This is a genomic window from Thermoclostridium caenicola, from assembly GCF_900142095.1.
GTDB classification, from domain to species: Bacteria; Bacillota; Clostridia; order DSM-8532; family DSM-8532; genus Thermoclostridium_A; species Thermoclostridium_A caenicola.
In genome coordinates this window covers 17,689-30,086 of record NZ_FQZP01000015.1, presented here as the reverse complement: position 1 = coordinate 30,086, position 12,398 = coordinate 17,689, and the positions used below count along the sequence as shown (strand labels likewise).

Below are 12,398 nucleotides of genomic sequence, written 5' to 3'. Positions count from 1 at the left end.
TATGATCATATTGAAGGCGCATGATTCATCCGTGCCGATCTCAAAAACAACATGATTTTGAGAGGACGATGCGCTCTCATGTATATCTCGGTGAACGTTATCAAAGAAAAAAGTTTTGATCCTGTCTTCAAGGTCAGGGTCAGCTACCAGGATCAGGAGGTTTCCTTCAGTGACGTTGTGGTGGAGGTCTTAAGACAGCCGCCCAAGGTCACCATCAATTATCCGGAGGAGATACGGAGCGTACTTCCGAATATCAATGTCAAAAAGCTGGAACTGGAGATCCTGAACAAGATTGCCGAGTTCCTTCTGCTCAATGCGCGTGCATGAACACAGGGTTCCTTTGGGGAACTTTTTTTATTCCAGGTATTCTCCCTTTTTTTGAACGTAAAGATTGCCCGATGTGTCCACTGCAGCATAGAAGACCATCCGGTAATCGGAAATGCCTCGCTCTTTCAGCTGCTGGTCCAGCCAGTTTTTGTCGATGTTCATTTTCTTCATGGTCTCTTCCATCAGGATTCCGTCAATGATCAGATCGATGGTGCATCCCTCGTATTTCGTTTCGATCTTCAGATCCTCAGGTGTGACCGGGCGCTTCTGGGACTTGAGGATGACGCTCAGCTGACCGTTGGTTTCCAGGATTGCATACTCCACGTCGCTGACGTTCTGCACGCTGTGGAATCTGAGCTGTTCCAGGAGCTCATTGATGGTGCACATTTCCTTGCGCATGGTCTTTTCAAGCATCCTGCCGTTACGGATCACGACGGTGGGCTTTCCGCAGATGTAGCCTCTTATCCTCACACCCTTGATGGAAATGTAGGAGATCAAAAGCTGGCAGGTGACCAGCACGGCGATGGGGATGAGGGCGTGGTGGAGCTTCCGGTCATCCTCGGTCAGAGGCAGTGCCGCAAGCTCCGAGATCATAACGGCTACGGCAAACTCAAAAGGCTGAAGCTGGCCGATCTGCCGCTTGCCCATAAGGCGCATGCTGACAATTATCACAATGTACAATAGCAGGGTCTTCCAGATCAAAGGCAGAATGCCTTCCAACTGATACAACCTCCGTCACAGGGAATGCATGAATTAGTGTGTCCCTGTCCAGCACGGATCATGCAGGGAGGCGTTTTCCGGGAAAGGCCGGCAGGAATGGTTCCCGGGATTTACAGAATAAGCCCTGCCGGCCGGAAAGATAAGACATGCGAAGAAAACCACAGGTTATGGTGCATCTCCCTCAGCCAGGAGCGATGCCAGCGGGGGGCATTCCTCCCGGAGGATGGAGTACAGTTTCAAATCGTGATAAACCCCGTTGTGGAAGGTGGCCTGACGCATGGTTCCCTCATAGGTGAACCCGCATTTTTCCACCACGCGGGCGCTTGGAAGATTTCCGCTCATCACATTCACCTGGAGCCTGTTGATGGGCCAGACAGCGAACAAATAGGCGCAGAACAGCATGAGGGCCTCAGTCATATAGCCCATGCCCGCGTATTTCAAATCGAACAGCTCGTAGCCGACCTCATAGCCCGACTGGTAGTCCAGACCTTTAAAATAGAGTATCTCACCCACATAGTCCCCTTCGTGGGAAAGGATCAGCATGCGTCCTTCGTCGCGGGACCAGAAGCCGGTCTCCCTGTATTCTTCCCTGAATTTGTTCAGGGGAGGGATTTGCAGGTGCCAGTATGGCCCTTTTTTATTGATGTCGGTGATGAGTTCGTATATGTGATCCACTTCTTCCGGGGAAACGGTTTTCAGGATGACTTTCTTTCCTCTAATCATGGCTTGTCCTCTCTTTGCGTGAAAAACAACCTTTTATTGACCATGCCATCATTATATCATATAATGAATGCGATCTCCGAACAACTGCAAAATGCCCCGAATCATGGTATTTTGCAGGATTCAGGAAAATAACGCAGGTTTATCGCTTATTATTGCATATAAAAGCGCCCAGAATGCAGAAGGAAGAATGGCCAAAGGCCGAGGGTGCCTGCCGCCGTGTCCGACAATACCCTTTGGCGTCTGAGGCGGAATTTCAGGGAGGATGTCCATGTACTACATAGGGATTGATTTGGGCGGAACCAATATTGCCGCCGGGATTGTGGATGAGAACGGGTCCATTGTCAGGAAGGGCAGTGTTCCTACAGGGAGGACCCGTGCTTCCGAAGCGATTGTCGAGGATATGTGCGCCCTGGTGAAACAGCTCATGGAGGAAGCGGGCCTTAAGGAGGACCAGATCCATTCCATAGGCATTGGAAGCCCGGGTGCACCCGACAGGAAGAACGGCATCATCATCTATAACAACAACCTGGGCTTCAGGAATGTACCCATTCGGGATCTCTTCCAGAAGCATTTCAACCTTCCCGTATACCTTGAAAACGACGCCAACTGTGCAGCCATTGCCGAAAGCGTGGCAGGCGCCGCGAAAGGCGACCCCTATGCGGTGGTCATCACCATCGGAACAGGAATAGGCGGCGGCGTGATCATCGATAATAAGCTGTATATCGGTTTCAACGGCGCAGGCGGCGAGCTGGGGCATGTTGTGATTCAAATGAACGGCGAAGCATGCACCTGCGGACGGAAAGGCTGCTGGGAGGCCTACTCCTCGGCAACCGCCCTGATTCGCCAAACCATCCGGGCGGCAGAAGAGAATCCCCAGTCGGCCATCCACAAGCTGGTCAACGGTGATCTGAGCAAGATCAATGCCAAAACCGCCTTCGACGCTGCACGACTTGGCGATGAAACCGGTAAAAAAGTGGTGGATCAGTATATAGAAATGCTGGCAGAGGGTCTGGCCAACATGATCAACATCTTCCAGCCCAATGTTGTGGTGCTGGGCGGCGGTGTTTCAAAGGAAGGGGAGTACCTGCTCGCCCCCTTAAGGGAAAAGCTGAAGGGCAGGACCTATTGTGCCGAGGGCCTCGAGAACCCGCGCCTTGTGGCCGCCCAAATGGGCAATGATGCCGGCATTGTAGGGGCCGCGTTCATATCCAGGGCCTGAATCGAACATGATTGAGCAGCGTTTGTAAGGTCTGATTCATGAGAAACATCAAGCTTATTTTGGAATACGACGGTTCCAAATATCACGGATGGCAGTACCAGGACAATGCCTGGACGGTTCAGCAGGAGCTGGCTGAGGCCATCAGAAAGCTGACCGGTGAGACGGTGATGCCCGACGGTGCCGGAAGGACTGATGCCGGCGTTCATGCCCTGGGGCAGGTGGCCTGCTTCAAAACGCAATCCAACATTCCTGCCGAGAAATTCGCCCTAGCCCTCAACAGCCTTTTGTCGCCGGGGGTCTGCGTCCTGCGTTCGGAGGAGGCGCCCCTCGACTTCCACCCCAGGTTTTCGGCAAAAGGCAAGCATTACCGCTACCTGATCCTGAACAGGAAGCAGCGCTCACCGCTTTGGGAGAACCGGGCCTGGCATGTGCGGGATGAACTGGATCTGGAGGCGATGGCCAAAGCTGCCAGCTATCTTGAAGGAACCCATTATTTCCGGGCTTTCTGCGCTTCAGGACACCAGAACAAGACCTTTGAGAGGACCATCACCCATTCCGCCTGGACCTTTCAGGGTGAAATCCTGTGTTATGACACCAAGGGAAATGGGTTTCTGTATAACATGGTCCGCATCATGACCGGTGCCATGGTGGATATTGGCAGAGGGCGCTACGCGCCGGAGGTCATCCTGGAGGCGTTTGAGACGGGCGACAGGAATACCCTGGGGATGACAGCCCCAGCCATGGGGTTGTACCTGGTGGAGGTCTTCTATTAGAATGGAAAGTGAGGCTGAGGCGCGGATGCTTTTGCCGGGCCGGCTAACGGCCAGGCAGAGGTTTTTCGTGTGCAAGGGGGAGCAAGGCGATGAAAATGTCCGGCAAGCTGTATAAGGGCGCAACCATCCTTGATGAAAGGATCGTGGACGTGGACGATGAATCGGGCACCTACCAGGACCGCCTTGAGCAATGCCTGGTGGCATTATGCTCCCAGCTGTCCATCGAAGTGCCCCTCTGGCTTACGAAAAACACAAGGGAGTATGTCCGGTTCCGGCGGACATCCTTCAATGCGGACCAGTTCTTCAGTGCGGTCCATTTTGACAGGTTTGAGATACGGATTGTCGAATAACGTTGAGGTGGTGTTTGATACAGGCGCTGATCGGCAGTTTTTTGCCCAATAAAAAAATCAACGCCTTCTATTGACATTGATTTTTCACTGTGTTAGAATTATTAACTGCATTATTGTAAATGACGTGTTGTATTTGGCTTTTGATTTGTGCATATTCACCGTAGTTTATTCATCCCTAGTATAGCACAATTGTATGAACAGTACAATACATGTCAATAATCTTTTGGGAACTTAAAAATATAGAGCGGGAGAATGATACTTTGGAGTGTATTGTTTGCATGCATAATCCAACCGGCCAATTACTTGCGGAAAATCAAGCATAGCCGCCGGAACAGATTGATCTTTCCCCCTTCTATATTTTTATGTTTTTTTGCCTAATTAATGAGTCCGACGAGGTGATATGAATGGTTCATCCGGTCAAATTTGGCAGGACGACGCGCATGAGTTATGCCAGAATCGAAGAAGTCCTTGAAATGCCCAATCTGATTGAAGTCCAGAAAAACTCATACAAGCATTTTCTCGAAGAAGGTCTCAGGGAAGTTTTAAGGGATGTTTCTCCCATAACTGATTATACCGGAAATTTAATCATGGAATTCATCGACTACACCCTCGAAACCGACAACATCAAGTACACGGTCGAGGAGTGTAAGGAGAGGGACGCCACCTACTGCGCGCCCCTTAAGGTGAAGGTCCGCCTGATCAACAAGGAGACGGGCGAGGTCAAGGAACAGGAAATCTTTATGGGTGATTTCCCGCTTATGACCGAAACCGGAACCTTCGTCATCAATGGCGCCGAGCGTGTTATCGTCAGCCAGCTGGTCCGCTCCCCGGGCGTTTATTATGCCAGGGAGAAGGACAGGTCCGGCAATAACCTCTTTTCCAATACGGTTATTCCCTATCGCGGCGCCTGGCTCGAATATGAAACCGATTCTGCCGAGGTCGTCTATGTGCGCATAGACAGGACCAGAAAGCTGCCTATCACCCAGTTCCTGCGCGCTTTGGGCTACGGTACCGACGCGGAGATCCTTGATCTTTTCGGTGAGGAGCCCAAGCTTCTGGCCACCATTGCCAAGGATGGTACCAAGAACAGGGAAGAAGGACTCTTTGAAGTGTACAAGCGCCTCCGTCCGGGTGAACCGCCCACCGAGGAGAGCGCCAGCACGCTTATCAACAATCTTTTCTTTGATCCCAAGCGCTATGATCTGTCCAATGTTGGCCGCTACAAGTTCAACAAGAAGCTTTCTCTTGCCAACCGGATCAGGAGCCAGATAGCGGCTGAGGATATTAAAGATAATAATACAGGAAAAGTCATTGTCAAGGCCGGAGAAGAAATCACCGAGGAAAAGGCATGGAAGATCCAGAATTCAGGAACCAATGTGGTTCATGTGGATGTGGAGGGCAAGCCGGTTAAGGTTATCGGTAACCTGACCGTGGATATGTCCGGCTATGTGGGCTTCGATCCTGCCAGGGCCGGTATTTCCGAAAAGGTCCGCTACGATGTCCTCATGGAGATCCTGAGCGAGTACAAAAAGGCCAAGGAAGAAGAGCTTATCGCCGTGCTCAGGGAAAACAGGGACCGCCTGATGCCCAGGCACATCACCAGGGAAGATATTATTGCCACCGTCAACTATCTCTTTAACCTGGATCATGGCATTGGCCATGTTGACGATATCGATCACCTGGGGAACAGGCGTCTCCGCTCAGTGGGAGAGCTCCTGCAGAACCAGTTCCGCATCGGGCTTGCCCGTATGGAGAGAGTGGTCCGCGAAAGGATGACCATCCAGGATATCGATGCGGCAACCCCCCAGGCGCTCATCAACATCCGTCCGGTTGCTGCAGCCATCAAGGAATTCTTCGGTTCCAGCCAGCTGTCCCAGTTCATGGATCAGACCAACCCGCTGGCAGAGCTGACCCACAAGCGCCGTCTGAGCGCCCTGGGTCCCGGCGGTCTGTCCCGTGACCGGGCAAGCTTCGAAGTGCGTGACGTTCACCACTCCCACTATGGACGCATGTGCCCCATTGAGACCCCGGAAGGTCCCAACATCGGTCTCATTGGTTCCTTGAGTACTTATGCCCGCGTCAATGAGTACGGGTTCATCGAAACACCCTACCGGAAGGTGGTAAACGGCCAGGTTACCGGCGAAACCGAATACATGACAGCCGACGAGGAGGATCCCTACATCATCGCGGAAGCCAACGAGCCGCTTGATAAGAACGGGTATTTCGTCAACAAGCGCGTCGGCTGCCGCTTCCAGGATCAGATCATCGAAGTGGATCGGGATAAGGTCGAGTACATGGACGTTTCCCCGAAACAGCTGGTTTCCGTGGCAACGGCTATGATCCCGTTTCTGGAAAACGACGACGCGAACCGCGCCCTCATGGGCTCCAACATGCAGCGCCAGGCTGTGCCGCTGATCAAGCCCGAAGCGCCCATCATTGCCACCGGTATTGAGTACCGGGCCGCAAGGGATTCCGGTGTCTGCATCATCGCCAGGAATTCGGGTGTGGTGGAGAAGGTTACCGCCAACGAAATCGTCATCCGGACCAATTCCGGTACCAAGGACTACTACAAGCTCCTGAAATATCAGCGCTCCAACCAGGGCACCTGCATCAACCAGCGCCCCATTGTCAGGAAGGGCGATGTGGTTGAAGAGGGCGATGTCATTGCCGACGGTCCGTCCACTGAAAACGGCGAGATCGCGCTTGGCAAGAACGTCCTGATCGGGTTCATGACCTGGGAAGGCTATAACTACGAGGACGCCATCCTCATCAGCGAAGAGCTGGTACGGGATGATGTCTATACATCCATACACATCGAGGAATATGAAGCTGAATCCCGCGATACCAAGCTGGGTCCCGAAGAGATCACCCGCGATATTCCCAATGTGGGTGAGGATTCCCTCAAGGATCTGGATGAGAGGGGTATTATCCGCATCGGTGCCGAGGTGCGTTCAGGCGATATCCTGGTGGGCAAGGTCACCCCGAAGGGTGAGACCGAGCTGACAGCCGAAGAGCGCCTGCTCAGGGCTATCTTTGGTGAAAAGGCCAGGGAAGTCCGCGACACCTCGCTGAGAGTGCCCCACGGCGAGTCGGGTATTGTTGTGGATGTGAAGGTGTTCACCCGCGAGAACGGCGATGAGCTGCCGCCTGGAGTGAACCAGCTGGTGCGCGTCTACATCGCGCAGAAGAGAAAGATATCGGTAGGCGACAAGATGGCCGGACGCCATGGTAACAAGGGCGTTATTTCCAGGATCCTGCCTGTTGAGGATATGCCCTTCCTGCCGGACGGCACACCGCTGCAGATCGTGCTGAATCCGCTGGGCGTTCCGTCCCGTATGAATATCGGTCAGGTACTGGAGACACATCTGGGTTATGCGGCCAAGGCGCTGGGCTGGAAGGTGGCCACCCCTGTATTCGACGGCGCCAATGAGCAGGACATCTTTGAGACGCTGAAACTGGCCGGGCTCCCCGAGGACGGCAAGACCGTGCTCTATGACGGCCGGACCGGTGAACCCTTCGACAACCGCGTCACCGTTGGATACATGTACTTCCTGAAACTGGCCCACCTGGTTGACGACAAGATCCATGCCCGTTCAACCGGTCCCTACTCCCTGGTTACCCAGCAGCCCCTGGGCGGTAAGGCCCAGTTCGGCGGTCAGCGCTTCGGTGAAATGGAAGTGTGGGCCCTCGCCGCTTATGGTGCTGCCTACTCGCTCCAGGAAGTCCTCACGGTCAAATCCGACGACGTGGTTGGCCGTGTGAAGACCTACGAAGCCATCGTCAAGGGCGAAAATGTGCCTGAACCCGGCATTCCTGAATCCTTCAAGGTCCTGATGAAGGAACTGCAGAGCCTGTGCCTGGATGTAAAGGTATTCAGCGACCAGAACGAAGAGATCGAGATCAAGGAATCGGTCTTCGATGACCTGGAGGAGCTGGATGTCAACATCGAGGGCCGTGAGGATGAGACCGCATCCTATCTGGACTTTGAGGATGAGGAAAGCAAAGATGTGATAGATGACGAGTTTGAGATTGACACCATCAGCGAGGCCGAGTTCAACGCGGCCGATGAGCTGAACGAGGATCTGGTCACCGACCTGCTTGGCGGGGGCGATCTGATCTCAGACGATGACGATGAGATATAGGAGGGTGACGGGCGATGTTTGAACTGAACAATTTCGATGCCATACAGATTGGCCTGGCTTCCCCGGAGAAAATCAGGGAATGGTCCCGGGGAGAGGTCAAAAAACCGGAAACCATCAACTACAGAACGCTGAAGCCCGAGAGGGACGGCCTGTTCTGTGAAAGGATCTTCGGTCCCACCAGGGACTGGGAATGCCATTGCGGCAAGTACAAGAGGGTCCGCTACAAGGGGATCATCTGTGACCGTTGCGGCGTTGAAGTCACCCGTTCCAAGGTAAGGCGCGAAAGGATGGGCCATATTGAACTGGCCGCTCCCGTATCCCATATCTGGTATTTCAAAGGCATCCCGAGCCGCATGGGCCTGCTTCTGGACATGTCCCCGAGAGCCCTTGAAAAGGTGCTGTATTTCGCGGCCTATGTGGTCATTGATCCCGGTACCACACCGCTTGCCTACAAGCAGGTATTGAACGAGAAGGAATACCGGGAAAGCCTTGAGAAGTTCGGCAGCAATTTCCGCGCCGGCATGGGCGCCGAAGCCATTAAGGAACTTCTGCAAAACCTGGACCTGGATAAGATGTCCAAGGAACTCCGCGAGGAGGTTGAAACCTCCAACGGCCAGAAGAAGGTGCGCGCCATCAAGCGCCTTGAGGTGGTGGAAGCCTTCCGTGCTTCAGGGAATAAGCCCGAATGGATGATCCTCGACGTCATTCCGGTCATTCCCCCGGAACTTCGCCCCATGGTGCAGCTGGACGGCGGACGCTTTGCCACATCCGACCTGAACGATCTCTACCGCCGCGTCATCAACCGTAACAACCGCCTGAAGAGGCTTCTGGACCTGGGCGCTCCGGAGATCATCGTAAGAAACGAGAAGAGAATGCTCCAGGAAGCCGTTGACGCCCTGATTGACAACGGCCGCCGCGGACGTCCCGTCACCGGCCCCGGCAACAGGCCGCTGAAATCCCTTTCCGACATGCTCAAGGGTAAGCAGGGCCGCTTCCGCCAGAACCTCCTGGGTAAGCGCGTGGACTACTCCGGACGTTCGGTTATCGTGGTAGGTCCCGAACTGAAGATTTACCAGTGCGGTCTTCCCAAGGAAATGGCGCTGGAGCTGTTCAAGCCCTTTGTCATGAAGAAGCTGGTTGAAAAGGGGCTTGCCCACAACATCAAGAGCGCCAAGAGAATGGTTGAGCGCGTGAAGACCGAGGTCTGGGACGTCCTTGAAGAAGTGATCAAGGAGCATCCCGTGCTCCTGAACCGTGCGCCTACGCTCCACAGGCTGGGTATCCAGGCCTTCGAGCCGGTGCTGGTTGAAGGTCGCGCCATCAAGCTCCATCCGCTGGTTTGTACCGCATACAACGCGGACTTCGACGGCGACCAGATGGCCGTACACGTTCCGCTGTCGGCCGAGGCACAGGCGGAAGCCCGCTTCCTGATGCTGTCCGCCAACAACCTCTTGAAGCCTCAGGACGGTAAGCCGGTTGTCGTTCCCACCCAGGACATGGTTCTGGGCAGCTACTACCTGACCATGGAGAAGGAAGCCGTGAAGGATGAGAACGGCAATGTGATCAACGGTGTTGTCGGAGAGGGCAAGGTCTTCTCGTCTCCCGAGGAGGCGCTGATGGCCTATCAGAATGGCTATGTCAGCCTCCATGCCAGGATCAAGGTGAAGAGAACCCTTGAAATAGATGGTGTCAAAAAGTCCAAGGTCATCAATACCACTGTGGGCAAGATCATCTTCAACAGTGCTATCCCGCAGAACCTTGGATTTGTGGACAGGACCAATCCTGAAACCATGTTCGACTACGAAGTCGATTTTGTGACAGGCAAGAAGGAACTGGGCAAGATCATCGATCGCTGCATCAAGATCAACGGAGCCCATAAAACGGCCCTTGTGCTCGATGATATCAAGGCATTGGGCTTCAAGTACTCCACAAGGGGCGCCATCACTATCGGTATTACCGATATGGTTATTCCTGAAGTCAAGCGGCGTTACCTCGAAGAGACCGACAGGAAGATCGAGGAGATCGAAAGACACTACAGGAACGGTCTTCTCAACAAGGAAGAGAGAAAGCGTGCCATCATCACGGCCTGGAGCAAGACCACCGAGGATATCAAGAATGCCCTGGTCAACACACTGGATCGCTTCAACCCCGTATACATGATGTCCCAGTCCGGTGCGCGCGGTAACATCAACCAGATCCGCCAGCTGGCCGGTATGCGCGGTCTGATGGCCGATACATCGGGTGAAACCATCGAAATCCCGATCCGGTCCAACTTCCGTGAAGGTCTGAACGTTCTGGAATACTTCATCTCCACCCACGGTGCAAGAAAGGGTCTGGCTGACACCGCCCTGAGAACGGCGGACTCCGGTTACCTGACCCGCCGCCTTGTGGACGTTGCCCAGGATGTGATCATCCGCGAAGAGGACTGCGGCACCACCGACGGCATCGAGGTCCAGGAGATCGTTGCCAGCGGCAAGCCCATCGAATCCCTGGCCGAGCGCCTGTCCGGTCGGTATGCGGCGGCCGATATCGTTGATCCCGCTACCGGCGAGGTGCTGGTCAGAACCAATGAACTGATCACCGAGGATATGGCCGAGAAGATAGAGCGCCTGGGCATCAAGAAGGCCAAGATCCGCTCCGTGCTCACCTGCCGCTCCAGGATCGGCGTATGTGCCCATTGTTATGGTATCAACCTGGCAGTGGGTGAAGAAAGCAACGTGGGCGAAGCCGTCGGCTTCATCGCCGCCCAGTCCATCGGTGAACCGGGTACCCAGCTCACCATGCGTACGTTCCATACGGGTGGTGTCGCAGGAGAAGATATTACCCAGGGTCTGCCGCGTGTTGAAGAGCTCTTTGAAGCGCGCAAACCCAAGGGACTTGCCATCGTCTCCGAGATTGCCGGTGTTGTCAGGATCAAGGACACCAAGAAGAAGCGCGAGATCGAGGTTGTTAACAACGAGACCGGCGAGATCAAGACCTATCTCATTCCTTACGGTTCCACCATCAAGGTGATGGACGGCGATTACGTTGAAGCGGGCGACGAGCTGACGGAAGGTTCAGTCAACCCGCATGACATCCTCAAGATCAAAGGCGTGCAGGCGGTGCAGTCCTATCTGCTCCAGGAAGTCCAGAAGGTTTATCGCCTGCAGGGCGTGGATATCAACGACAAGCATATCGAGGTCATCGTCAGGCAGATGCTCAGGAAAGTCAAGATTGATGAAGCTGGCGATACCGATATGCTCCCCGGCAGCCTGGTGGATATGTTTGAATTTGAGCGGAAGAACCAGGAAGCTGAGGAAAAGGGCCTGAGACCGGCCACCGGCAAGCGGGCGCTGCTGGGTATCACCAAGGCGTCCCTGGCCACCGAGTCCTTCCTCTCGGCTGCTTCCTTCCAGGAAACCACCCGCGTACTCACCGAGGCGGCCATCAAGGGCAAGGTCGATCCGCTGATCGGTCTGAAGGAGAACATCATCATCGGAAAGCTCATTCCGGCCGGAACCGGTATGTCAAGATACCGGGATATCGAACTGGATATCAACGATCCGGAAGAGGCTGTCTGAGAGAATCCATGACCATAAACAAGATGGGTATCCTGCAAAACGCGGGATACCCTTTTTTGGTGTTATCTGTCAGGAAACGTTCCTTTCCTTTCTCTTCACAAATTTGGAACATGCCTTCTTTGCGCTGCCGTCGCATTTTCTGACAGAGAACAGGCTGCAGACGCCATAGGACGGGATGTAGGGATGGGGATGGAATGTGAAGAACTCGCAGTTTGAACACCTGTAGAATTCCATCTTCATAAGATCTTCCATGTAGAAGAAACGGTGATTTGGGCAGCAGTAATCCCAGGTGACAATGCCTTTTTCGCGGCATAAAACGTCACCGTTTATCCCTACAGGCAGCCCTTTGACACAGTTCATGCACATTCTCGCTTTGGGCTGGATGACGGCAGGCAGGTTTTCCGTTCGTATATTCCTTTTTATATCCTTCTTCTTTCTCATCTGCCCGCTTTCCGCCTTTCACCACACTGGTGGAAACGTCAAACCATAAAACGTCGGTGTTCGTCAAAGAGATTATAGCATATTGCCCGAATGGACCGGGAAAAACCCACATATGATTATGATGTTGCGGAGGTGCAAAATGA

Annotated in this window: 9 protein-coding genes; 6 read left to right on the top strand and 3 right to left on the bottom strand. The window is 53.9% G+C overall.

The features are described from left to right. The first annotated feature begins 78 nt into the window (after positions 1-78). A complete protein-coding gene (locus F3H12_RS05885) occupies positions 79-327 on the top strand; it encodes a hypothetical protein (protein WP_149678415.1) in 249 nt (82 codons plus the stop codon). Positions 328-354: 27 nt separating this feature from the next. On the opposite strand, the gene F3H12_RS05880 is transcribed toward F3H12_RS05885, so the two are convergent. Together F3H12_RS05880 and F3H12_RS05875 are read right to left on the bottom strand one after the other, a co-directional pair. Then, positions 355-1,047, bottom strand: a complete 693-nt coding sequence (locus F3H12_RS05880; protein ID WP_324448188.1) for a YetF domain-containing protein — start codon at positions 1,045-1,047, stop codon at positions 355-357. 165 nt (positions 1,048-1,212) lie between these two features. Beyond that, positions 1,213-1,770 (bottom strand): GNAT family N-acetyltransferase, encoded by a 558-nt coding sequence (locus F3H12_RS05875; RefSeq protein WP_149678414.1) that lies wholly within the window; start codon positions 1,768-1,770, stop codon positions 1,213-1,215. Positions 1,771-2,038: 268 nt separating this feature from the next. Here F3H12_RS05875 and F3H12_RS05870 point away from each other — a divergent pair, with 268 nt between their 5' ends. The 5 genes from F3H12_RS05870 to rpoC all read left to right on the top strand — a co-directional run bounded on the left by F3H12_RS05870 (position 2,039) and on the right by rpoC (position 11,814). After that, positions 2,039-2,989 carry an ROK family protein gene (locus F3H12_RS05870; RefSeq protein ID WP_149678413.1) on the top strand — a complete coding sequence of 317 codons (951 nt, stop codon included), beginning with the start codon at positions 2,039-2,041 and terminating at the stop codon, positions 2,987-2,989. 38 nt (positions 2,990-3,027) lie between these two features. After that, a complete protein-coding gene (gene truA, locus F3H12_RS05865; protein WP_149678412.1) occupies positions 3,028-3,762 on the top strand; it encodes a tRNA pseudouridine(38-40) synthase TruA in 735 nt (244 codons plus the stop codon). A gap of 89 nt (positions 3,763-3,851) precedes the next feature. Continuing rightward, positions 3,852-4,112, top strand: a complete 261-nt coding sequence (locus F3H12_RS05860) for a hypothetical protein (RefSeq protein ID WP_149678411.1) — start codon at positions 3,852-3,854, stop codon at positions 4,110-4,112. Positions 4,113-4,516: 404 nt separating this feature from the next. Then, on the top strand, positions 4,517-8,254 hold the full coding sequence (rpoB, locus tag F3H12_RS05855) for a DNA-directed RNA polymerase subunit beta (protein WP_149678410.1): 3,738 nt from the start codon (positions 4,517-4,519) through the stop codon (positions 8,252-8,254). A gap of 14 nt (positions 8,255-8,268) precedes the next feature. Beyond that, entirely contained in the window at positions 8,269-11,814 is a 3,546-nt protein-coding gene (rpoC, locus tag F3H12_RS05850) for a DNA-directed RNA polymerase subunit beta' (protein ID WP_149678409.1), read from the top strand. A gap of 69 nt (positions 11,815-11,883) precedes the next feature. Here rpoC and F3H12_RS05845 read toward each other — a convergent pair whose 3' ends face one another. Then, positions 11,884-12,255: a hypothetical protein gene (locus tag F3H12_RS05845; RefSeq protein ID WP_149678408.1), complete on the bottom strand. Its 372-nt coding sequence runs from the start codon at positions 12,253-12,255 to the stop codon at positions 11,884-11,886. Positions 12,256-12,398: the final 143 nt, after the last annotated feature.